Here is a 22,981-nt window from a genome sequence, read left to right on the forward strand (position 1 = left end):
TCAGCGGCCCATCGCGAAGCTGGGGTGTGGGGGCTGGTTGTAGCCGGTGTTCTGCCAGGCGACGGCCAGGCGGTACTGGCGGTCCTGCATCAGCGACGGGTGACTGATGCTCGTGGTGTCGGTGGTGGAGTAGATCCGCAGGGCCCGGTTGTCCGACGTACGCCAGATCACTTCCTCCCTCCAGTCGCCGAACAGGTCGGCCGACAGAGCGGGGGTCGACTTCGTGCCGTTGTTGGCCACGACGCCGGAGCCGGTCAGGAGGCGGGTGTCTCCACCCGTGCCGTACTTGTCGATGTGCGTGCCGTCGAGCAGTTCGCGTTGTGCGTCGCCGTCCCACCAGATGACGAAGTTGATGGAGCCCGGCTTGCGGGCCGCGACCTGGCTTCCGTTGGTGGCACTGCGCAGGCCACCGACCGCGGCGGACCAGGCTTCCGCGCCCGGGTTGCCCGCCCAGATGTCCTCGGCCACCGCGCGTCCGTTGTCGCAACCGCACGACGGAGCGCTCCACAGGATCTGGCCGGTGCGTGCGTCACCCATCCAGTGCGCCACCTCGCTGGTCGTCTCCGAAGGCTTGAACACCTCCAGGCCCGGACGGGACGGGATGAAGTCGCCGACGTGGTACGCGTCGCCGTGGTGGGTGTTGTTCTGCCACAGGCCGCGCCCGTTGTCGTCGATCGCCATCGAGCCGTACAGCACCTCGTCGCGGCCGTCGGAGTCCACGTCCGCGATGGACAGGTTGTGATTGCCCTTGCCTGTCCACTGACTGCCCGCCGTGTTGGAGTCGAAGATCCAGCGCTGGGTCAGCGCTCCGTTGCGGAAGTCCCAGGCGGTGATGACGGAACGGGTGTAGTAGCCGCGGGCCATGACGATGCTGGGTCGCGAGCCGTCCAGGTAGGCGGTCGCTGCCAGGAAGCGGTCGACGCGGTTGCCGTAGTTGTCACCCCACGACGACACGGTTCCGCGCGGCGGCTGAAAGTTGGCGGTCGCGAGCACGGCACCGTCCGTACCGCGGAACACCGACAAGTACTCCGGTCCGCTGAGGACATAACCGGACGAGTTGCGATGGTCGGCGCTCGCATTGCCGATCACCTGCCCGGTACCGGACCTCGTACCGTCACCGGTCTTCACGGCGACCTCGGCGCGGCCGTCACCGTCGTAGTCGTAGACCTGGAACTGGGTGTAGTGCGCACCGGCCCGGATGTTGCGGCCGAGGTCGATCCGCCACAATCGCGTCCCGTTCAGCTTGTACGCGTCCAGATAGACGTTGCCGGTATAGCCGGCTTGGGAGTTGTCGTGAGCGTTGGTCGGGTCCCACTTCACGACGATCTCGTACTCGCCGTCACCGTCCAGATCGCCGACGCTGGTGTCGTTGGCGGTGTAGGTGTAGCTCTCACCGGACGGTGTCTTGCCGCCGGCCGGCATCTGCAACGGCACGTCCCGGCTGCTTGCGGTTGCACCGGCAACGCTGTTGAGGGTCAGCGAATCGTCACCAGCAGACTTCGCCTGCCGCTCGACCCCACCGACCACAGCCCGTACGACGTACTTCGCGCCCGCGGCGCCGGCGGCATCCTGGTAGCTGGTCGGACCGGTGACCGGTGTCTTGGTCAGCAACGTGCCATCGCGGTAGACGTTGAAAGCGACACCCGCCGGGTCGTCGGCGAGCAGCCGCCAGCTCACGCGATTGCCCCTGGCCGTGTGCACACTGATCACACCGCGATTCAGCTTCTCCAGTTGAGGTTTCGCCGGCTGAGCAGCAACTGCAGGTGCGCTCGCCACTGTGTTCGGCCGCAGGTAGCCGACCAGCGACAAGTTGAGCTCGCGGACACCCTGGACGACGAGACCGGCCATCTGAGTCGCGCCGTACACCGAGAAGTGGGTGTTGTCGCCCGCTTCTCTGGTGAGGTACAGCTGCTGGGATGCTGTCGGGCCCAGTGACTCGACGAGCGCCTTGCTCTTGGCGGTCAGGTCGATCACCGGGACGCTCGCAGTCTTGCCGAGGGCCCGGATCACCGCGGGCAGGTCCACGCCGCGACTGTTGATGTGCAACGCGGTCCCGGTCAGCCGGGTGCCGCTGAACAACCGGCGTACCGGCGGTGTCACCAGCACCGGCGTCCCGCCGCGCTCGCGGACGCCGTTGACCATCTTCGTGAGGTTGTCCCGGAAAGTGGTCGCGGTGGTGTCCTTGTCGTTGTGCCCGAACTGGATCAGGACCAGATCCTTGCTCTTGATCAGCGGCTTCATCTTCGGGAACAGCGCACTGTTGGCCAGGAAGCTGCCCGAGCTCTCGCCGGAGTCCGCGTAGTTCGCGACCACGGCGCCGTTGCGAATGCTGGTCGGCAGGCGCTGGCCCCAGCCGGTGTACGGCGCGGTCGGCTGATCGCAGACGGTCGAGTCGCCGGCCAGGTACACCACCAGCGGAGAGACGGCCGGCTTGACTGTCAGCGAGCCGATCGCGGGTGCGGTGCCGTCGAAGGTGATGCTCAAGCCTGAGGTCCCGGTGCCGCCCTGGCCGGTGGGCTGACCTTCAGGGTTTCGGACGTTGACCGTCGACGTACTGCGGATCACCTGGCCCGCGCTGGTCGAGACCGCCGTCAGCATCTGCCGGCGCGCCTCCACCCACATGGCGGCGTTGGCGGCCCGGGTCGAAGAGCCGAGATCGACGGTGACGTCATAGTTGCCGGGGGCAACATCGAAGTGACAGCGGATCGGCGCCGTTCCCGAACACCCCGTCGGCAACGCGGTCGGTGCCGTCTGTGCTGTTGGTGCGGCCACGCCCGGCAGCGGGCCCAGGGCAGCGGCGGTCAGCGCCGAGGTGAGGATCATGATGCGAGTGAGTTTCATGGCTTCTCCCGGCTAGACGTTCAGGAATCCGTCGAGGGCGGCGGTCGGCCGTCTGGTGCCGGAGCTCCAGGCGGTCATGGTGTAGCCGGTGAAGGGCGAGTAGCCCTCGGGCTCCCAGTAGAAGGTGCCGAGGCCACCGAAGCCCTTGATGCCGGTGGCGAACTGATGCAGCGCGTCCCGGGTCTGGGTCGCCCTGTCCACGGGTCCGCCGAACTCGACCTGCATGATCGGTTTGCCGTAGGTGGACTGGATGGTCCGCATGTTGCCCAGGATCGGCGCCACGTTGCTGCCGCCGGCGTACGACGAAAGGCCGGTGACGTCCCACTTGCCCCCGTTGCCGCGGTAGGCATTCATGAACGTGCGAATGCTGTCCATCTTCTGTGGCTGAGCCAGATGGATCATCACCGGTGTGGTCGGGAAGATCTGCTTCGACGCGTCGTAGGCCGCGTTCAGCAGGCCGGTCATCTGGCCGGGCTTGCTGACGCTGCCGACCGGGTGACAGATCCCGGAGTTCTGCTCGTTGCCGATCTTCACCCAGCCTGGCGTCACGCCGGCGGACTTGATGACGTTCAGCGAGGTGGAGACATAGCTGCGCAGAGCGCTCAGCATCTGGCTGTAGGACATGTTCGCCCACGCCTTGGGTGGATTCTGCACGCCGACCGAGTTCCAGGTGTCGCCGAAGTGGAACCCGAGCAGGACCTGCAGACCGGCATCGCGGCAGCGCGCGGCCATCTTCGCGGTCTCCTGGATACTGCAATGCCCGTTGGCGGGATCGCTGGACGGATTCACCCACGTGCGCAGGCTGATCGCGCCGATCCCGTAGCTCTTCAAGATCGTGAACAGGTCCTGGCGCTGCCCGGCCTTGTTGTTCCAGTAGTAGCCGTGCGCCTCCATCTGCGGCATCCAGCTGATGTCCGCGCCCTTCACGAAGGTGGCGTCCGTGGTCGCTTCGGCCAGGCTGCCGACGCCGAGCGCAAGGGCGCCGGCGCCGGCGGCCGCACCGGCCAGCAAGGTGCGTCGGGAGATCCCTGGCGGGGCGCTGATGATGGGTTGTGCTGGTTCGTGGTCACTTCTCGACATGGGGCGGTACCTCTTCCTGGGGGCGGAGGGAAGAGCGCTAGCGAGATCGGGCTTTACTGGTGCCTGTGAACGCGCACACGCTCCGCAATCGCATAATCACCATGATGAAAGCGCAAGTTCACTGACCTGACAAGGCTTTGTGGTCGCAAATCTGTGCACGTGCACAGGGGCTTGCGAGATGGTTTGATCCACGCTAATTTGTTTGGCTCCCATCCCAACTAACCCGTCGCCCGAGTCGCTTCGAGGTGGCGGACAGGCTGGTCGGGACGCCCGTGGCCGCGCCGTCGTCGCCGTCCCGAGTCAGTGCCGCGACACTAGACTCGCCAGGGTGGAACTCAGCGGTGGCCGCAGGCGGCCCACCATCAAGGACGTGGCGGCTGTCGCCGGCGTTTCGCGCGGCACGGTCTCGCGAGTGCTCAACGGCGGCCACTGGGTGTCACCCGAGGCACTGACGGCAGTCCAGTCCGCGATCAAGTCAACGGGGTACGCCGCCAACCGGCACGCCCGGAGCCTCGTCACGGGCCGCGCGAACTCGGTGGCGTTCCTGCTCACCGAACCACAGCAACTCCTCTTCGAGGACCCGAACTTCTCGGTGCTGCTGCGCGGCGCGGCCGACGCCCTGGCCAAACGCGACATCCCGTTGCTGTTGATGGTCGCCGGAACGCCGGCGGAACGGCGGCACGTCACCGACTACATCACGGCCGGCCACGTCGACGGCGTACTGGTGATCTCGTCCCACGCCGACGACCCGGTGATCGCTTCGCTGCTGCGCGAGCACATTCCCGTGGTGGCCTGCGGTGTACCGCTCGGGTACGAAGGCCGGGTCGGCTACGTCGCCGCCGACGACGTGACCGGCGCCCGGGAAATGGTGAGGTATCTCCGCGACTCGGGTCGCCGGCACATCGCCACCATCACCGGGCCGCTCGACACCCCCGGTGGTGTCCTGCGCCTCAAGGGCTACCGGGAAGAGCTGGGCAGGGCGTACGACGAAGGCTTGGTTGCCCACGGCGACTATTCGAGACTGGGCGGTCAGCGGGCGATGGCCGACCTGCTCGCCACCCGGCCCGAGATCGACGCGGTCTTCGTCGCCTCCGACCTGATGGCCGCGGGCGCCCTGACCACCCTGTCCGCCCACGGCAAGCGAGTCCCTGAAGACATCGCGGTCGGTGGTTTCGACGACTCCTGGCTGGCCGCCACCCTGTCGCCCGCGCTGACGACGATGCGGCAACCCTTCGAGCGGATCAGCAGCGAGATGGTCCGCCTCCTGACCGAGATCGTCGGCGGCGAGCAACCGGCCGCCGTCCTCCTCGCCACCACCCTCGTCCGCCGCGAATCCGCCTGACTCGACGGCTCGACCACGGCTGCGGCCGCCGCGTCCCAGCACGCCGCCATACCCATCGGGTTGACATGGGTGGGAGCGTTCACACATCTATCCAGGTCATGGCCGCATTGCTGCAAAGCGCATCAGACTCTTGACATCCTCTCGGGCGGCTTCAAGACTGTGCACGTTCACAGCATGCGAAACCGCCCTCAGATCACGCAGGCTCTCCGCCCCCATCTCTGCCTGTTTGGAGTTCACATGACCATGCGACGTCGTACGTTCCTCAGCATGACTGCCGCCGGTGCCGGCCTGACACTGCTCGGTGCAGGCGAGGCGCTCGGCACCCTCCTTCCCCAGGCCGCCGCACCGACCACGCCGTTCGCGGTCGGCGTACGCAAGTACAACTGGACCCGTGGCAGCCGCCCGTGCACCACCTACGTCTACTACCCCGCCACCGGCACCCCCGGCGGCAGCCCGGTGACCGATGCCCCGGTCGCCGCCGGTGTCTTCCCGATCTACAACTTCACGCACGGCTTCGGGAGCAGCCCACAGAACTCACTGTTCATCATCCGGGCACTCGCCGCGGCCGGCTTCGTCGTCCCCGCCCCGTACTTCAACCACAACTTCACCGACGTCAACAACGGCAACACCTCCAAGGACGTCTCGCAGATCCTCACCAACACCCTCGCGCTCAACACCAGCGGACCGCTGGCCGGGCACATCAACACCGGCATCGGCGTCGGCATCTCCGGTCACTCCCTCGGCGGCATGGTCACCCACGGCCTGCTCACGCGCTGGCCCGACCACCGTGTCGTCTCCGCCAACCCGCAGTCCTGCGTCGACATGGGCAACCCCTCCAGCACGGTCTCGGCCAAAGTCTTGTTCGTCCACGGCGACCACGACACGACCTGCGCCTATTCCTCAGCCCGCCAGGCCTACAACGAGATCACCTGGCCGAAGGCGTTCCTCACCTTCATCGGCGGCACCCACACCAGCTTCTGGAGCGACCAGCGCTTCCCGCGGACCGTCGTCGACTGGGCCCGCTGGACCATGTACGGCGACACCGCCGCACGCGACCGCCTGCCGGCCGACGCATCCGGCACCAAGATCAAGTGGGAATCCCGCCTCTGACGCCTTCAACCACGGGGTACCGCTCGGACGCCAGGCGAGCGGTACCCCAAACCTACCGACGTACGCGCTGACGCCAGACGGCTACGCCGCTGTCGGTCAGCACCTCCAAGGCCCCGTCTCGCCGATGCGGGCCCGCAAGTTCAGCAGCTCCTCGACAGCACGCGAGATGGTCAGCGTTTGGCGGGGCCGGTGCTGTCGCGGATCACCAGGGAAGTGCGGAGGAGCTGGGCGGAGTTCACCGGGGCTGTGCCTTCGGAGATCGCTCGCAGCAGCAGGTTGGTCGCTTGCTGCGCCATCTCCCGGCTCGGGATCGCCACGGCGGTCAAGGCCGGATGCGTCAGGCCGACGGGAGCTGTGTCGTCGAATCCGATCACCGAAACGTCGCCGGGCACCGACCGGCCCGACTCCTTCACCGCCTCGAGCACGCCCAGCGCGAGCAGATCATGTGAAGCGAAGATCGCCGTCAGCGACGGATCCGCGGCGAGCGCCGCCTGCGCGGCGGCAAAGCCACCAGCAGGCGTCGCCTCCGGCGGCGCGAAGACCATGTCGTCGCGGACCTGCACCCGATGCTGCGCGAAGGCGTTCCGGAACCCGGCCAGCCGGCGCTGATGTGTGGGCAACTCGACCACTGCCGCCACCCGCTGGTGGCCCAGACTGCGCAGATGCTTGCCGGCCAGGAATCCGGCGTGCTCGTAGTCGATGGTCACCACCGGCAGCGAGTCGGGTACCTGCGTCTCCCAAGCACACAAGGCGATCGGGAACCGGGGGTCGGGCAGCAGCGCGAGCGGATCGGTCAGGTCCCGGTCGCCGGCGATCAGCAGCGCGTCGACCAGCCGGCTGGACAGTCCGGCCAGTTGCCGCTTGGCGCGCTCGCCGTCGGCGCGCGTCGTACAGAGCACGAGGTGGTAGCCGTGCTCGTCCAGCACGTTCTCGACCTCCTCGACGATCTCGGAGTAGAACGGACTCGCGACGGTCGGCACGATCAGGCCCACCGTCATCGTCGTACCGGTCGCCAGCGATCGTGCCACCAGGTTGGGCTTGTAGCCCAGGTCGGCGATCGCCGCGCGGACCCGCGCCGCCGTGTCCGGGCGGACGGCCGCCCGGCCGGTGACCACGTTCGAGACGGTCTGTTTGGTGACGCCGGCCCGGGTGGCCACGTCCTGCATCGTCACCATCGGGCAACCTCATCTGTTGGACCGGTCAACTGACTGGTCCGAGTATCGGTCCCAGCGCAACCGACCGTCAACCGCGAGACGCCTTAGGAAGCACATTTTTCTATTCAGCTCGATCTTGTTTACCGGTCAAATGACTCGTACTGTCCCGCTAACCCGCAGAGACGGCGACGTCCCGACCCCAAGGAGTTCTCGTGTCACGTTCTCGGAAGACAGCTGTGGTGGCGCTGGCAGGCCTGGGGATTGTCGTCGGCGGGATCGGTTCGGCGGCGTCGGCGACGCCACCGACCGCGACGTACACCATCAGCGTCGGCGCCAAGGGCACCTGGAGCACGCCCACCGACACCCCGGCCGGCACGTACATCGACAAGGACGGGACGTTCTACTTCCAGCAGTCCGCGGCGCTGTACGGCGCTACGGAGCCGCGCAAGTGGGACTTCTACACCGGCAGCAACCTCGACACCGCCACCAAGTCGAGCGTCCTCAGCAACGCGATCAATCCGGCCAACTCCAGCGACAAGAACAACGACACCACCTGGCGCTGCAACAACAGCCCGACGGGGCTCGAGGCAACCTTCGCTCCGGCCGGCTCGGGTTACTCGCAGAAGAACTTCTGTGACCTGGCCGGGGTCTGGGTCGACCCGGACACCGGCGACTGGTACGGACTGGTGCACAACGAGTTCACGCCGCAGCCGTTCGGCGACGGGCTGCACTACGACGCGATCGACTACGCCGTCTCCACCGACCAGGGCAAGACCTGGACGATCAAGAGCCACGTCATCACCTCGCCGTACAGCACGAAACGCAACGACAGTACGGCGTTCCCGAACCAGACCTACTCGTACGGCGACGGCGACCAGCGGCTGTTCGTCGACACCGCGTCCGGCTACTTCTACGTGTACTACGGCTCGCGGATCATCGACAAGTCGGGCGGCTGGAAGAACTTCCGGCAGCACGTCGCCCGGGCCAAGATGTCGGCGAAGATGGCACCCGGCTCGTGGCAGAAGTGGTACGACGGGTCGTGGTCGCAGGCCGGCGTCGGTGGCCTCGAGAGCAACCTCGTCCCGGTCGACGCCGCGAATCCCAACGGCTACACGCCGTTGGCGAAGGAGTACAACCCGGCCAGCACCGGCAGCGTGGACCAGCAAGTTGCCGCAGGCACCCTTTCGCCGACCTCGCCGCTCTTCGTGATGGACATCGCCTACGACGCCTACCTCGGTCTCTACATCGGCGAGCCGCAGGCGGTACGACAGGACGGCAACGAGCCGCAGCACTTCTACGTCACCGACGATTTGACCAGTCAGAAGTGGTACTCCATCGGCGACACCGGCAGCTACACCACGGCCTCGTGGTACCGCTGGTTCCTGGACAGCGTGAACAAGACGAGCTCCACGATCATCGGCAAGAGCTTCCGCTCGTACTGTTCCTTCGGCTGCTCCGGCGGCTCGTCCGGCGAGTACGTCAACCTCACGGTCACCTCGACCTCCCCCGCCGCCGCACCCTTCGACCTGACCAAGACCTATCGGATCGCCAGTGCCGGCGGCCGGATCCTCACCCAGCAATCCGGGACCACGGCAACCACGTCCGTCGGCACCGCGTCGGGCTCGGCCCTCGAAGCCTGGTACTTCGTTGCCGCCGGCGACGGTTCGTACCAGATCCGCAACTCGTCGACCGGCCAGGCGCTCGGTATCGACGCCGGTACGACGAGCAGTCGCGCCTGGGGCACCAAGCCGAGCGTCACCGCGGTCGGGTCGACGGCCGGCCAGCAATGGTGGCTGATCAAGAACACCGGCGGGACCTTCCGTTTCGTCAACCGGCACAGCGGTCTGGTCCTCGGCCTCTCCGCGGACTCCGGCCGCTTCGCCGAGACCACCCCGACCCGGGACTGGACCAACACGACCGGTAACGCCGTCGGCGGCACCCGCACGGGGGCCGAGCAGACCCTGGCCGTGACCGCGGTCGGAACTGCACCCCAGAACCTCAACGGCGTACACACCGTCACCACCAGCGGGAAGGCGCTCGACGACCCCGACCGCAGCACCGTCGCGGGGACGCAACTGATCACCTGGACCAGCCACGGCGACACCAATCAGCAGTGGACTTTCACCCAGCAGGCCGATGGTTCCTACACGCTGAAGAACAACTCCTCCGGCCTCTGCGCCGACGTCAACGGCGGCGCGACCACCGCCGGTACGGCCATCATCCAGTGGACCTGCACCGGCAACCCGAACCAGCACTGGATCGCCACCAAACTCGCCAACGGCGCCTACACGCTCAAGTCGGTCAGCAGTGGCCTCCTTGTCACCACCGCCTCCAGCACCGACGGCGCGAAGGTCACACAACAGCCCGACACCACCGACCCGCTCCAGCAATGGACGATCAGCTAAGTGCGTTTCGGCCAGGTGAGTGCGGTGACGACGATGGATCCGGCGGTCAGCGCGATGCCGAACCAGAAGACGCTCCGCACTCCCGCATGGTCGGCGAACAGGCCACCGACCAGCGCGCCCAGGGCGATCGAGGTGTTGTAGGCCATGGTGTTGAGTGACATCGCGGCTTCGAACGTACTGGGCGCGGCGGCTTGGGTGAGGTTGAGCTGACACAGCTGCACGATGCCGAAGGACATGCCCCACAAGGTGACCGCGACGACTGCGGCAGCAAGCTGGTGACCGGCCGTCAGCAGCAACAGCAACGACACCACCACGCCCCCGCTGCCGACGACGAAACCGGCACGGAAGTTGCTGGTGACAACATGTCCGGCGAGGAAGTTCCCGGCCGCGCCACCGATCCCGTACAGCATCACCAAGATGGTGACGGCGGTCGGTGTCGTGGCGGACTCGCCCTCGAGGAACGGCCTGATGAAGGTGTACGCCCCGAAGTGGCCGAGGACGAACAAGACGACCATGACCATCACCAGTCGAAGCTGTGCGTTCGCGCGCGGCAGCCCGAACACCGCCCGGACCGGTACGGCGTTGTCGGACGGCAGGGACGGGACGAGGACGGCGACCGCGGCGAGGACGAGAAGACTCAGACCGGCCCAGATCAGGAACGTCCTGCGCCAGCCGGTGAGGCTCTCGACGAAGATGCCGAGCGGGATGCCCACGACAGCGGCGATGGAGATGCCGGACATCACCACCGCCGCTGCCCGGCCGGCCAGCGGTCCCGGCACCATCCGCATCGCCATGCTGACCCCGATGGCCCAGAACACCCCGCTGGCGAAGCCCATCACCAGGCGGGTCGTCAGCACCAACGGGAAACTCGGGGCAACGGCGGTGACGAGGTTCCCCAGCGTCAGCACCACCAGCAGCAGCGAGAGCAGGAGCCGGCGGTTGACCCGCCGGGTCCAGGCCACGATGAAGGGAACGCCGAGGCCTGCCGATACGCCGTACAAGGTGACCATCAGGCCGGCGACTCCCACCGGGACCCGCAAGCTGGAACTCAGCGGGGTGAGAAGGCCGACGGGCATCAGTTCGGTGGTCAGGAAGACGAAGAGACTCGCGGTGATCGCGGCGACGCCGAACCAGGCTTTCCCGGTCGCCTGCGGCTGGTGAGTCATCGATCGGTGCGTCATTCCAGCAGTCTCGGCCGAGCGCTATTGATGAGTCCAACACATGCTCTTCATCTCATCGATCGTGATTTAAGATAGATGGGTGGAACTGCAGCAGTTGCGCTATGTCCTTGCGGTCGCGGAGACCAACAGCTTCACGCAGGCTGCCCGCCGCTGCCTGGTGGTGCAGTCCGCGCTCAGCCATCAGATCGCCCGGCTGGAGCGCGAGCTGGGCACCAGGCTCTTCGAGCGCACCAGCCGCAGAGTGCGGCTGACCCCCGCGGGCACGGCCTTCCTGCCGGCCGCGCGACAGTGCCTCGATGCGGCCGACCGAGCGGCAGCCGAGGCTGCCGCGGCTGTCGGTGAGATCCGCGGGCGGCTCGCCGTCGGACTGATCCCGACGGTCGCCGCCGTCGACATCCCCGCTGCGCTGGGCACGTTCCGTGAGCAGCACCCGGACGTCCGCATCTCGCTGCGGGTGGGCGCGAGCGAGGATCTTGTCGAGCAGGTGAAGGAAGGAAGCATCGAGCTGGCCTTCCTCGGACTGCCGACGACGGCGCGGCCGACCGGTGTCGAGGCACGCGAACTCGCCCGCGACCGGCTCGTCGCCGTGGTCGCACCGGACCACCCGCTCGCGGGACAGGCCACCGTCAGTCTTCGCAGGCTCTCCAAAGAGGTCTTCGTCGACCTGCCCGCCAGAACGGCCGGCCGCGCGCAAACCGACCAGGCCTTCCAGGCTGCCGGCCTGGACCGGGACGTCGCCTTCGAGGTCACCTCCGCCGATTTCATGGCCCGGCTGATCGCCGCGGGCCTCGGCGTCGGCCTGTTCGCCAGCAGCTACGCGCCACAGCTGACAGGAGTGATCACGATCGAAGTCACCGACGCACCAGCCCGCATCGAGTACGTCGTCTGGAGCCCCACCGGCCGCACGCCGGCAGCGACCGCCTTCTTGACCTTGCTCGACATCCGGTGAGGCATGAGCCGGCAGTGGGATCATGGCGGGATGATCGGACGTCTGCATCATGTGGTCATTGACTGCCCGGATCCGGCTGGGCTGGCGCGGTTCTACTCGGAGCTGCTCGGGCTGCCGGTGACGTACGAGAGTGATGACTGGGTCGTGATCGCGCCCAGCGACACGAATTCAGGGCTGGCGTTCCAGTTGGCTCCCGACCATCAGCGACCACAGTGGCCCGATCGGGAGCGGCCTCAGCAGTTCCACCTCGACGTGATGGTCGACGACATCGAGACCGCCGAACCGTTGGTACTGGCTCTGGGCGCGAAGAGGTTGTCGGAGCATGTCTTCGAGGATCCGGCCGGTCACCCATTCTGCATCATCCCGCGGCCGGGCTGGGCAGCGCCGGTCAATCCGGCCTGAGCCCGCAGCCGGGCAGCACCGCGTTTCCGGCCGGGGTACCCGGGGTCGAAGGGGGAACTCATGGCCATCGACGACGGAAGCTCGACTCCGGACTTTCCGCTGTGGAAGTTCCGGACTGGCACCGAGTTCGGCGACCAGGCGGACGTGATCGGCTACCACGTCGTCGGGACCGATGAGGAGATCGGCTCGGTGGCCGACTTCGTCGACGCGAACGACCAGCCGGCCTTCGTCGTCGACACCGGCGCGTGGGTCGTCGGGCAGCGGATCCTGTTGCCGGCCGGCGCGGTCGAGTCCATCGACCATGCCGCCCGGGAGATCAGGGTCGACCGCACCGGGACCGACATCAGGGAAGCTCCGCCGTACGAGGTCAGTACCGGCGAGAGCGAGGAGTACCGCAATCGCCTCACCCATTACTACTGCGACCTCTACGCCGATCACCACGAAGATCATTCCCCGCCAGGCTGACCCGACGGGCACTTTCCGAAACGTTTAGCCCCCTTTTCACGGCGGATTCCGGCGTCCTACGCTGCCACATCTGGGAGCGCTCCCAAACGCTCCCGGACCCTTTCCTGCCAGGCATTCCGAAACCCGCCCTTCGGAGGCTCTCGTGCGAAGCCGCATCCTGCGAGTGGTGACCGCCCTCGCCATCCTGTTCACCGCTCTCATCAGCCCGCCGCCGGCCGCGTCGGCGGCGGCCGCCTTCAACTACGGGGAGGCGCTGCAGAAGGCCGTCTGGTTCTACGACGCGCAGCGCTCCGGCAAGTTGCCGGCGAACAATCGCGTCAATTGGCGCGGCGACTCGGCACTGCAGGACGGCAGCGACGCCGGGCTCGATCTCACCGGCGGCTTCTACGACGCGGGCGACCACGTGAAGTTCGGGCTGCCGTTCGCGTTCAGCATGTCGATGCTCGCCTGGGGCGTGGTGGACAACCGCGACGCCTACGTGAGCTCCGGCCAGCTCGGACCGCTGCTGGCGAACCTGCGCTGGGGTACCGACTGGATCATCAAGGCGCACCCCTCCCCCACCGTGGTCTACGGCCAGGTCGGCGCGGGCGACGCCGACCACTCCTGGTGGGGCCCGGCCGAGGTGATGCCGATGGCACGCCCGTCGTACAAGGTCGATCCGTCCTGTCCCGGGTCGGACCTCGCGGGTGAGTACGCCGCGACGATGGCCTCGGCCTCGATGGTGTTCCAGCAGAGCGATCCGGCGTACGCCGCGACGCTGCTCACGCACGCCAAGCAGCTCTACGGTTTCGCCGACACGTACCGCGGCAAGTACAGCGACTGCATCACCGACGCCGCCAAGTTCTACAACTCCTGGAGCGGCTATCAGGACGAGCTCGTCTGGGGTGCGATCTGGTTGTACCGGGCAACGGGTGACGCGGCGTACCTGACCAAGGCCAAGACGGAGTACCTGAAGCTCTCGACCGAGCCGCAGAGTTCCGAGCGGTCCTACCGGTGGACGATCGCATGGGACGACAAGTCCTACGGTGCTTACGTCTTGATGGCCAAGCTGACCGGTGAGCAGATGTACGTCAACGACGCCGACCGGTGGCTGGACTACTGGACCACCGGCTACAACGGCAACCGAATCCGCTCCTCGCCCGGCGGCCAGGCAGTGCTCGACACGTGGGGTTCGCTGCGCTACTCGGCCAACACCGCGTTCGCGGCCCTGGTGTACTCCGACTGGCTGTCCACGCGGGACAGTGCGAGAGCCAGGACGTACCACGACTTCGGCGTACGGCAGATCAACTACGCGCTCGGCGACAATCCCCGAAACTCCAGCTATGTCGTGGGTTTCGGCACCAATCCGCCCCGCAACCCACATCACCGCACAGCACACGGCTCCTGGAGCGACAACATTCAGGACCCCGTCATCAGCAGGCACATCCTGTACGGCGCGTTGGTCGGCGGCCCGCAGTCCAACGACGACGCCTACACCGACAGCCGCAGCGACTACGTGATGAACGAAGTCGCGCTCGACTACAACGCGGGCTTCACCGGTGCACTCGCCCGGCTCTACAAGGAGTACGGCGGCACCCCGTTGACGAACTTCCCTGTTGCGGAGACCCCCGACGGCCCAGAGCTGACTGTGCAGGCCGCGGTGAACCAGGCAGGCGCCCAGTTCACCGAGATCAAGGCCTTCGTGATCAACAAGAGCGCCTGGCCTGCCAGGAAGTTCAACGGCACACTGCGCTACTACTTCACGCTCGACGGTGCCACTACGCCCAGCCAGCTGAGTGTCACGACCAACTACAACCAGTGCGGCGCCGCGAGCGCTCCGACGCAGTACAGCGGTTCGACGTACTACGTGGAGATCCCGTGTACCGGCGTCGCCCCGGCCGGCCAATCGGCGTACCGCAAGGAAGTCCAGTTCCGCATCACCAGCTCGGGGACCTGGGATCCGACCAATGACTGGTCCGCCACGGGTCTGGGGGCAACGGTCGCCCAGACCGACCGGATGGTGCTGCGCCAGAACGGCAACGTGGTCTGGGGCGTCGAGCCGAACGGCACAGTCGACCACGAGCCGCCCAGCACACCGACATCCCTTGCAGCCACCGCGGTGAGCGGCAGCAGTGTCACCCTGAACTGGGCCGCGTCTACCGACAACGTGGGCGTAAGCGGCTACGAAGTGCTCTCCGGTACGACGGTCATGGGCGCCACCGCCGCGACCAGTCTGCAGGTCACCGGCCTGACCCCGGACACCTCCTACACGTTCTCGGTCCGCGCGAAAGATGCCTCTGGCAACCTTTCGGCGGCGAGTGCCCCCGTCGCCGTCCGTACCTCCTCGGCGCCGGCGAGCACGCTGACCGTGCAGCAGAAAGGCACCTCGTCGGCGGTCGCGAACCAGCTCGGAGTCACCCTCCAGGCGACCAACCGCGGTACGACGAGCATCGCACTGACCGGCGTGAAGCTGCGGTACTGGTTCACCGGCGACGCTCCCTCACCCAGCTATCAGGTGTGGTGCGACTGGGCTCAGGCCGGCTGCGCCACTATCGGCGCCCAGGTGGTCAAGCTGGGCACCGTCCGCACCGGTGCGGACGCCTACCTGGAGGTCTCGTTCGCCGGGGGCAGCCTCGCACCCGGCGCCAGTACCGGCGACATCCAACTGCGCGTGGCGAAGACGGACTGGTCCGCCTTCAACCAGGCCGACGACCACAGCTACCGGGTGAGCAGCTCGCTCACCGATTTCGATCGGGTCACCGCCTACTCCGGCGGTGCCCTCACCTGGGGTATCGAGCCCTGACCGAGGAGGATGTATGAAAGACCGGACGAGAGCGAGACGGTGGCGCATCAAGCCGTTCGCCTTGGTAGCAGCGGCCGCGACAGCGGTAGGGATGATGCCGATCGTCGCGCCACCGGCTCACGCCGCGGTGGCCTGCTCGGTGAACTACAACGTCACGAGTGACTGGGGCGCGGGCTTCGTCGCCGACGTGACGATCAAGAACGAAGGCGATCCGATCAACGGCTGGACCCTCACCTGGACCTTCCCGGACGGCCAGCAGGTGACCAACCTGTGGAACGGCGGCTACACGCAGTCCGGCGCCAAGGTCACGGTGACACCGGTGGACTTCAACCGGAACATCGGCACCGGCGGCACCGCGACCGTCGGCTTCCAGGGCACGAGAGGAGCAACCAACGGCAAACCGTCGGACTTCGGGGTCAACGGTGTGCCCTGCACTGGTGGCAACAAAGCACCGACGGTGGCACTGACCGCACCGACCTCGGGACAGAGCTTCCAGACCGGGCAGGCGATCCCACTCGAGGCCACCGCGTCCGACAGCGACGGCACCGTGTCGAAGGTCGAGTTCCTAGCCGACGGCGTCTTGGTCGCCACCGATCAGACCGCGCCCTACCAGGGCTCGTGGTCGGGCGCGTCCGTCGGCGATCACGCCGTCACGGCTCGCGCGACCGACGACCGCGGTCTCGCCACCACGACGGCGCTGGTGCCGATCAAGGTGCTGGCCGGGCCGTCCATCGTGGCCACGCCCGGGACGATCAACGTCAAGCAGGGTGGCACGGCCACGTTCGGCGTGACCCTGGCGAGTCAGCCCCCGTCCTCGGTGACCGTGGCAGTGGCCCGTACCTCGGGCAGTACGGACCTCACCGCGGCACCGACGTCTCTCACCTTCACCACGACGAACTGGAACACAGCGCAGAACGTCAAGGTCACCTCGGCGGCGAACGGCGGCGACCTGGTGACTGCCGTCTTCTCCGCCACCGCCACCGGGTACGCCGCTGCTTCGGTGACCGCCAAGGAGGTCTCGGCGAGCATTCCACCTTTCCAGGAGGCGTTTCTGACGCAGTACAACAAGATCAAGGACCCGGCCAGTGGCTACTTCCGCAAGTTCGGCGACCTGCTGGTGCCGTACCACGCGGTGGAGACGCTGATGGTCGAGGCACCGGACCACGGGCACCAGACGACGTCGGAGGCGTTCAGCTACTACCTGTGGCTCGAGGCGAGCTACGGCAAGATCACCGGCGACTGGGCTCCGTTCAAGGCGGCCTGGGCCTCGATGGAGAAGTTCATCATCCCGGCCAAAGCGGACCAGCCGACCAACGACAAGTACAACCCGGCCAAGCCCGCGACGTACGCGCCCGAGCACGACAAGATGACCGGGTACCCGTCGCAACTGGACTCGGGCATCGCGGTCGGCTCCGACCCGATCGCCGCCGAGCTGAAGTCGGCGTACGGCAGTGACGACGTCTACGCCATGCACTGGCTGCTCGACGTCGACAACACGCTCGGTTTCGGCCGATGCGGCGACGGTACGACGGCGCCGTCGTACATCAACACCTACCAGCGCGGGTCGTCGGAGTCGGTGTGGGAGACCATCCCGCAGCCCTCCTGCGACACCTTCAAGTTCGGTGGACCCAACGGCTACCTGGATCTGTTCACCAAGGACAGCTCCTACGCCAAGCAGTGGAAGTACACCGACGCGCCGGACGCCGACGGTCGCGCGGTCCAAGTGGCGCTGCTGGCCAACCAGTGGGCGACCGCGCAGGGCAAGCAGGCGGAGATCGCGCCCGAGCTGGCGAAGGCAGCGAAGATGGGTGACTACCTGAGGTACGCGATGTTCGACAAGTACTTCAAGAAGATCGGCAACTGCGTCGGGGCCGCCGCCTGCCCGGCCGGCACCGGCAAGGACAGCGAGCACTACCTGATGTCCTGGTACTACGCATGGGGTGGCGCGACCGACACGTCGGCAGGCTGGGCGTGGCGCATCGGTGACGGCGCCTCACATCAGGGCTACCAGAACCCGCTGACGGCGTACGCACTGGCGAACGTGCCCGCGCTGAAGCCGAAGTCGGCCACCGGCCAGCAGGACTGGGCGAAGAGCCTGGACCGCCAACTCGAAGTACTGCAATGGCTGCAATCGGCCGACGGCGGTATCGCCGGTGGTGTCACGAACAGCTGGGAAGGCAATTACGGTACGCCGCCCGCGGGCACCCCGACGTTCTACGGGATGTTCTTCGACCCGCACCCGGTGTGGCGCGACCCGCCGTCGAACCGCTGGTTCGGCTTCCAGGTGTGGCAGATGGAGCGGACGGCGTCGCTGTACCGGCTGACCGGCGACCCGAGGGCGAAGAAGATCCTCGACAAATGGGTGCCTTGGGCAATCACCAACAGCACGGTCGGCACGAACGGCGCGTTCCAGATCCCGTCCGACCTGTCCTGGACGGGTGCTCCGGACACCTGGAACCCGACCGCGCCGGGCGCGAACGCGAACCTGCGGGTGTCCGTGCTCAACCGCAGCCAGGACGTCGGGGTTGCGGCGTCGTTCGCCAAGACCCTGCTGAACTACGCGGCCAAGTCGGGCAACACCACGGCAAGGACCACGGGCGAGGGTCTGCTGACGGCGTTGCTGGCGCACCAGGACGCCAAGGGCATCGCCGTTCCGGAGACGCGGACCGACTACAGCCGGTTCGACGACAAGTACGACGCGACCACTGGCGAAGGCCCGTACGTCCCGTCGGGCTGGACCGGCAACATGCCCAACGGTGACGTGATCGACCAGAACTCCACGTTCCTGTCGATACGGTCGTACTTCAAGAACGACCCGGAATGGCCGAAGGTGCAGCAGTACCTCGACGGCGGCCCGGCACCGACCTTCACCTACCACCGCTTCTGGGCCCAGGCCGAAATCGCCACCGCCTTCGCCCTCCAGGCCGAACTGTTCGGCTGACCACCACCAAGCGCGTGCCCCCGACCCATGGCCCCGGGCCGGGGGCACGCACCGGCCGACCCTCAGCCGCCGAACGCCCAGGCGACCATCAACGGGAACTCGGCCTGCCAGAACGGATCGCCGTGATCGCCGGCCCGCTCGGTCAGCACGACCTCCGCATCGACTGCTCGCAGCGCATCGGCCCACCGGGTCGCGTTCTCGAGAAACCACGGCTCCTGCGTGCCGGCCACAAGATAGGTCCGCGGCAGCGAACCCGGCAGCACAGCAGGCGGCCGATAACCACCGCCGGGCGAGGCACAGAAGACCGCGCCGTACACGTCCGGATGCCGAAGCCCCATCGCGAGCGCGAGCTCCCCACTCGCCGACACCCCGCACACCGCCGTACGTTCGGGAGGGAAGGCGACCCCGAAACGCGAGCGCACCCAGGCGCGGACGTCGTCGAAGAAAAAGCTCTCGTGCGCTGCGAACCGGTCCTCGTCGAACGACGGTGAGTACTCACGGATCCGCGCCATCTCGTCCGGATCATCCGTGTGATGGGCACCGACGATCATCGTGGGCGGTCCGTCGGCCGCCTCGAGATACCCACCCCACTGCGAGATCAGCTGCCCGTCACCGGCGAAGACGACCGCCTCCGGCGGTTCCGGCGGCACGTACGCCGTGACGCGGCGACCGCCGTCGTACTCGAACACCTCGCTGACGAGCTCACCCGCGATGGGCTCAACCCGAGCCGGCCCGGACCCTTGATCATCCATCGACCGAACCTACCGTCCCCGGACCGGCTCCGGCAGATCGCTTGAACAACCTGGGGTGCCTGGTCGGTCATTCCGTCTCCGGCGGCGCCGCCACCATCGCGGTCGCTCAGGCGCCCGAGCTGATCTCCGCTGTGGTCGAGTTGACGCCGTTCACCCGCAAGCAGTCGTTCAAGCTGGGCGACCTGCGCGTCGGCCGCTACCGCAAGGGCATGTTCCGGCTGTTCGGCACCGTGTTGTTCGGCAGTCTGTCGCGGTGGCACGGCTACCTCGACCTGGCGACCCCGGGCACCAAGCCGGCCGACTGGACCGACTGGCTGGCCCAGATCGACGCCAAGCTGAACGATCCGGGCCGGATGAAGGCGTTCCAGAAGATGGCGCAGTCGGCACCGACCGATGCCGGCGCCCAACTCGGCAACGTGCGCTGTCCCGTCCTGGTCATCGAGGGCTCGCTCGACCCCGACTGGGCGGACCCGCGCCAAGAAGGCGAGGCGATCGTCGCTGCGCTGCCGGCCGGTCTTGGCCGGCTGGAGATGATCGAGGGCGCAGGCCACTACCCGCACGTCCAGTTCCCCGACCAGGTGGTGGCTCTGGTGTCTGCGTTCGTGCAGGCCAACAGCCGTGCCTAGAGCCGGTCTCGGGCCGGCCGCGGTCGTCTCGGCCGGCGCGGAGCTCGCCGACGAGGTCGGCTTCGCGGGGCTGACGATGGGGTTGCTGGCCGACCGCCTCGGCGTACGGACCCCGTCGTTGTACAAGCACGTCGATTCCCTCGAGGCACTTCGCCGCGGGATCTCCATCCAGTCCAAGCACGAACTCGCCGGCACGCTGGCCCGCGCGTCCGTCGGCCGGTCCGGCCCGGACGCGGTCCACGCCTTCGCCGACGCCTACCGCCGCTGGGTCCTCGACCACCCGGGCCGGCACGCCGCCACCGTCCGCGCCCCCGCACCTGACGACGAGGAAGACCTCGCCGCCGCCGGTGCACCCGTCCAGGTGCTGTTCGACATCCTGGCCGGCTTCGGGTTGCGGGACGCCCAGGCGATCGACGCCGCCCGCGCGCTGCGATCGGCCGTCCACGGCTTCACGAGTATCGAGAGCTCGGGCGGCTTCGGCCTCCCCCGCAACATCGACCGCAGCTACCGCTTCCTCATCGACACCCTCATCGCCGGCCTGCAAACTCCTCAGTCCTGACGATCGTTTCGGCCTTGGCCGGCAGGGAATCGGGTAAGAATGCCGAGCCTGCGACACAGCGAATTGATCCGGTACCTCGTGGTGGCCGTCGCGATGCGGGTGGCCAACGACGGTGCCGTGGTCGGTCTCTCCTTGCTGGCCTTCGAGGTGTTGCCGGGGACCGCGGAGCCGACGACGATCGCCGGCTTCCTGGTCGCCGCCCTGGTCGCGCCTCACCTGGCCGGGCCGTGGATCGCCAGCATGCTGGCGAAATGGCGAGACACCAGGCCGCTGCTGGCCGGCGCCTTTGCCGGGTACGGCGTCGCGGTCGCCGCAGCCACCGTCCTGCTCGGATCGACCGCAGCCGTGTTCCCGATCCTCGCCGCGCTGATCGCGGGCTGCGCGGGACCCTTCCTGGGCGGCGGGCTGACCAGCCGGCTGCCGAAGGATGCCACTCGGGCGCTTGCCCTGGACAGCGCGACCTGGGGAATCGCGACCGCCGCAGGACCGGCCACAGCGGCAGCACTGGCGCTCACCGTCGGCACCCGGACCGCGATGCTGATCTTCGCCGGTACTGCGGTGCTGGCGGGTGTTCTTGCCCTCGCGCTCCCCGCGGTCACCGGCTCACTGACTGACGCGCCAGTACTACGAACAGCCGACGTGGTGCGCCTGGTGAGCCGGAACCGCTTGCTGATCCGTGCGATTGCCGCCATCGGCATTGCCGGGCTGGGGATGGGAACCCTCCGCGTCGCGGCTCCGCTGCTCGGTCTGGAACTCGGTCGCGGCTCTGCGCAGGGCGGTGTGCTCATTGCCTTGTACGGTCTCGGCAGTCTCGCCGGCAGTCTGTTGGTCGCCGCGCGGCCGTTCAAGGCGAGGCCCGATCGTGCGACCGGATTGTGTCTGGCCGTGATGGCTCTCGCGCTCGCTGGAGCTGCCGCGGCACCGGCGTACTGGCTGGCCCAGGCGTCCTTTGTCCTCCTCGGCCTCGCGAACGGGCCCTTCCTCGCCGCCACGCTCACCGCTTGCGTCGGGGCCGCTCCGACCGAGGCGCCTGCCCAGGTCCTGATCCTGAGCTCCACCCTTCGAATTCCGGCGGCCGCCGCGGCGGGTGTCCTGGCCGGCTTCGCCGGTGGCGCAGGGGCGTCACCGATCCTGCTCGCGTCGGCAGTGGCTCTGGTTCTCGCCGCTGCCGCAGCAAGCTTCCTTCGACCGCTTCCCCAATCCCCGGCCCTCGACGCCGAACCCGCCGGTGAGCCGAGCCGTTGCGGCCAATAGTCCGCGGTTGGTCTGTTGATGCTGACATACTGACAAACGGGATATTGGGTGGGCTTGTCAGGAGGAATCGGTGCAGAGTCTCGATCGGCTGGTGGAGATCGACAGGTCGAGTCCGGTGCCGCTGTACTTCCAGATCGCGCAGCGGCTGCAGGAGTTGATCGAGTCGGGCCAGCTTCCTCCGGGCACCCGGCTGGACAACGAGATGATGGTGGCCGAGCAGCTCGGGTTGTCGCGGCCGACGGTCCGGCAGGCCATGCAGTACCTGGTGGAGAAGGGGATGCTGAGCCGCAAACGCGGCGTGGGCACCTCCGTCGTCCACAACCGGGTGCGCCGCAAGGTCGAGCGGACCAGCCTGTTCGAGGACCTCCAGCGAGCCGGCCGCCGGCCGCGCACCGAGGTGCTGTCGTGTGAGGTCGTGCCAGCGCCGGACAAGGTCGCGGCGGCGCTCGGCCTCGCCGCCGGCGCCGAGGTGCTCGCGATCGAGAGGCTTTGCTTCGCCGACGACGAGCCGCTCGCGATCCTGCGCAACCATGTCCTGCCAGATCTTGGGGTGACGGCCGAAGGCCTGGCCAGTCGCGGGCTGTACCAGCTGCTGCGCGCCGCGAAGACCGAAGTGAAGGCGGCCGAGCAGACCGTCGGGGCCCGCAAGGCGACACCGGAGGAAGCGACCCTGCTGAACGAGCCGGCCGACGCCACCCTGCTCAAGGTGCACCGGACCGCCTTCGACGGCAGCGGACGGCCGATCGAGTTCGGCCGCGACCTGTACCGCGCCTCGCTCTACTCGATCGACATCTCCTTCGGCTTCGACTGAGCCTTCAAACGCTGCGTTTCAGTGGCTGCGTTTCAGCATCGCGTCGGACAGTGCGTCGGCGCATTCGCCGAGCCGCAGCCCCACCACGTCGAGCCGGCGCAACAGCTCCCGTCGCTTCAGCAGATCGGTCGACACCTCCTGCTCGAAGAGGTCCGCCACCGAGGACTGATAGAGCTGACGCACCCGGCCGGCACATTTGCGGACGGCGAGCGTCGTCATAGTCGCCTCGGCCAGCGGCGGCAGGCTCCCGATCTCCGCCGCACCGCCGACCTGGTCGTCACCACCTGCACCCGAGGCGCCGTAGCCGACCTCATCGACAACCACCTA

General features: G+C 67.6%; 18 protein-coding genes. 12 read left to right on the top strand and 6 right to left on the bottom strand.

The window, feature by feature from the left end; genetic code table 11:
• Both EV138_RS07495 and EV138_RS07500 read right to left on the bottom strand, forming a co-directional pair.
• Complete coding sequence (locus tag EV138_RS07495) at positions 1 to 2,841, bottom strand: rhamnogalacturonan lyase family protein (RefSeq protein WP_133977674.1); 2,841 nt, start codon at positions 2,839 to 2,841, stop codon at positions 1 to 3.
• Between the two features lie 12 nt (positions 2,842 to 2,853).
• Positions 2,854 to 3,921, bottom strand: coding sequence for a glycosyl hydrolase 53 family protein (locus tag EV138_RS07500; protein WP_133977675.1), 1,068 nt, complete (start codon positions 3,919 to 3,921; stop codon positions 2,854 to 2,856).
• Between the two features lie 328 nt (positions 3,922 to 4,249).
• Between EV138_RS07500 and EV138_RS07505 the strand changes: the two genes are divergently transcribed.
• Together EV138_RS07505 and EV138_RS07510 are read left to right on the top strand one after the other, a co-directional pair.
• Positions 4,250 to 5,263: a LacI family DNA-binding transcriptional regulator gene (locus EV138_RS07505; protein ID WP_133977676.1), complete on the top strand. Its 1,014-nt coding sequence runs from the start codon at positions 4,250 to 4,252 to the stop codon at positions 5,261 to 5,263.
• A gap of 267 nt (positions 5,264 to 5,530) precedes the next feature.
• Complete coding sequence (locus EV138_RS07510; RefSeq protein WP_202866657.1) at positions 5,531 to 6,373, top strand: alpha/beta hydrolase family protein; 843 nt, start codon at positions 5,531 to 5,533, stop codon at positions 6,371 to 6,373.
• Positions 6,374 to 6,543: 170 nt separating this feature from the next.
• On the opposite strand, the gene EV138_RS07515 is transcribed toward EV138_RS07510, so the two are convergent.
• A complete protein-coding gene (locus EV138_RS07515; RefSeq protein ID WP_133977678.1) occupies positions 6,544 to 7,548 on the bottom strand; it encodes a LacI family DNA-binding transcriptional regulator in 1,005 nt (334 codons plus the stop codon).
• Positions 7,549 to 7,739: 191 nt separating this feature from the next.
• On the opposite strand from EV138_RS07515, the gene EV138_RS07520 reads away from it, so the two are divergent.
• Entirely contained in the window at positions 7,740 to 9,932 is a 2,193-nt protein-coding gene (locus EV138_RS07520; RefSeq protein ID WP_202866658.1) for an RICIN domain-containing protein, read from the top strand.
• Here EV138_RS07520 and EV138_RS07525 read toward each other — a convergent pair.
• Positions 9,929 to 11,113: an MFS transporter gene (locus EV138_RS07525; protein ID WP_133977679.1), complete on the bottom strand. Its 1,185-nt coding sequence runs from the start codon at positions 11,111 to 11,113 to the stop codon at positions 9,929 to 9,931. The two genes, EV138_RS07520 and EV138_RS07525, sit on opposite strands and share 4 nt — an antisense overlap.
• A 79-nt stretch (positions 11,114 to 11,192) precedes the next feature.
• Here EV138_RS07525 and EV138_RS07530 point away from each other — a divergent pair, with 79 nt between their 5' ends.
• The 5 genes from EV138_RS07530 to EV138_RS07550 all read left to right on the top strand — a co-directional run bounded on the left by EV138_RS07530 (position 11,193) and on the right by EV138_RS07550 (position 18,652).
• On the top strand, positions 11,193 to 12,062 hold the full coding sequence (locus EV138_RS07530; protein ID WP_133977680.1) for a LysR family transcriptional regulator: 870 nt from the start codon (positions 11,193 to 11,195) through the stop codon (positions 12,060 to 12,062).
• Between the two features lie 30 nt (positions 12,063 to 12,092).
• Positions 12,093 to 12,464, top strand: a complete 372-nt coding sequence (locus EV138_RS07535) for a VOC family protein (RefSeq protein WP_133977681.1) — start codon at positions 12,093 to 12,095, stop codon at positions 12,462 to 12,464.
• A gap of 60 nt (positions 12,465 to 12,524) precedes the next feature.
• Positions 12,525 to 12,929: a PRC-barrel domain-containing protein gene (locus tag EV138_RS07540; protein WP_133977682.1), complete on the top strand. Its 405-nt coding sequence runs from the start codon at positions 12,525 to 12,527 to the stop codon at positions 12,927 to 12,929.
• Positions 12,930 to 13,071: 142 nt separating this feature from the next.
• On the top strand, positions 13,072 to 15,711 hold the full coding sequence (locus EV138_RS07545) for a glycoside hydrolase family 9 protein (RefSeq protein WP_202866659.1): 2,640 nt from the start codon (positions 13,072 to 13,074) through the stop codon (positions 15,709 to 15,711).
• 13 nt (positions 15,712 to 15,724) lie between these two features.
• Positions 15,725 to 18,652, top strand: coding sequence for a glycoside hydrolase family 48 protein (locus EV138_RS07550; RefSeq protein WP_133977683.1), 2,928 nt, complete (start codon positions 15,725 to 15,727; stop codon positions 18,650 to 18,652).
• A gap of 62 nt (positions 18,653 to 18,714) precedes the next feature.
• Here EV138_RS07550 and EV138_RS07555 read toward each other — a convergent pair whose 3' ends face one another.
• Positions 18,715 to 19,404, bottom strand: a complete 690-nt coding sequence (locus tag EV138_RS07555) for an alpha/beta hydrolase (RefSeq protein ID WP_133977684.1) — start codon at positions 19,402 to 19,404, stop codon at positions 18,715 to 18,717.
• A 41-nt stretch (positions 19,405 to 19,445) separates the two neighbouring features.
• Between EV138_RS07555 and EV138_RS07560 the strand changes: the two genes are divergently transcribed.
• The 4 genes from EV138_RS07560 (at position 19,446) to EV138_RS07575 (ending at position 22,654) form a co-directional block, all read left to right on the top strand.
• Positions 19,446 to 20,030 carry an alpha/beta fold hydrolase gene (locus tag EV138_RS07560; RefSeq protein WP_133977685.1) on the top strand — a complete coding sequence of 195 codons (585 nt, stop codon included), beginning with the start codon at positions 19,446 to 19,448 and terminating at the stop codon, positions 20,028 to 20,030.
• On the top strand, positions 20,023 to 20,589 hold the full coding sequence (locus EV138_RS07565) for a TetR/AcrR family transcriptional regulator (protein WP_133977686.1): 567 nt from the start codon (positions 20,023 to 20,025) through the stop codon (positions 20,587 to 20,589). The genes EV138_RS07560 and EV138_RS07565 overlap by 8 nt, the downstream gene beginning before the upstream one ends.
• Positions 20,590 to 20,628: 39 nt before the next feature.
• Entirely contained in the window at positions 20,629 to 21,843 is a 1,215-nt protein-coding gene (locus EV138_RS07570; RefSeq protein WP_133977687.1) for an MFS transporter, read from the top strand.
• 70 nt (positions 21,844 to 21,913) lie between these two features.
• On the top strand, positions 21,914 to 22,654 hold the full coding sequence (locus EV138_RS07575) for a GntR family transcriptional regulator (protein WP_133977688.1): 741 nt from the start codon (positions 21,914 to 21,916) through the stop codon (positions 22,652 to 22,654).
• An 18-nt stretch (positions 22,655 to 22,672) separates the two neighbouring features.
• Here the strand turns inward: EV138_RS07575 and EV138_RS07580 are convergent, their stop codons facing one another.
• Positions 22,673 to 22,978 (bottom strand): hypothetical protein, encoded by a 306-nt coding sequence (locus EV138_RS07580; protein WP_202866660.1) that lies wholly within the window; start codon positions 22,976 to 22,978, stop codon positions 22,673 to 22,675.
• Positions 22,979 to 22,981 lie beyond the last annotated feature (3 nt).

Origin of the sequence: Kribbella voronezhensis, assembly GCF_004365175.1 — a bacterium.
GTDB lineage: Bacteria > Actinomycetota > Actinomycetes > Propionibacteriales > Kribbellaceae > Kribbella > Kribbella voronezhensis.

Excerpts from the sequence above, each read along its gene's own strand:
- EV138_RS07570 (WP_133977687.1), top strand. The coding sequence starts at position 20,629 with ATGCCGAGCCTGCGACACAGCGAATTGATCCGGTACCTCGTGGTGGCC.
- EV138_RS07515 (WP_133977678.1), bottom strand. The coding sequence starts at position 7,548 with ATGGTGACGATGCAGGACGTGGCCACCCGGGCCGGCGTCACCAAACAG.
- EV138_RS07510 (WP_202866657.1), top strand. The coding sequence starts at position 5,531 with ATGACTGCCGCCGGTGCCGGCCTGACACTGCTCGGTGCAGGCGAGGCG.
- EV138_RS07535 (WP_133977681.1), top strand. The coding sequence starts at position 12,093 with ATGATCGGACGTCTGCATCATGTGGTCATTGACTGCCCGGATCCGGCT.
- EV138_RS07495 (WP_133977674.1), bottom strand. The coding sequence starts at position 2,841 with ATGAAACTCACTCGCATCATGATCCTCACCTCGGCGCTGACCGCCGCT.
- EV138_RS07555 (WP_133977684.1), bottom strand. The coding sequence starts at position 19,404 with ATGGATGATCAAGGGTCCGGGCCGGCTCGGGTTGAGCCCATCGCGGGT.
- EV138_RS07550 (WP_133977683.1), top strand. The coding sequence starts at position 15,725 with ATGAAAGACCGGACGAGAGCGAGACGGTGGCGCATCAAGCCGTTCGCC.
- EV138_RS07540 (WP_133977682.1), top strand. The coding sequence starts at position 12,525 with ATGGCCATCGACGACGGAAGCTCGACTCCGGACTTTCCGCTGTGGAAG.
- EV138_RS07525 (WP_133977679.1), bottom strand. The coding sequence starts at position 11,113 with ATGACGCACCGATCGATGACTCACCAGCCGCAGGCGACCGGGAAAGCC.
- EV138_RS07500 (WP_133977675.1), bottom strand. The coding sequence starts at position 3,921 with ATGTCGAGAAGTGACCACGAACCAGCACAACCCATCATCAGCGCCCCG.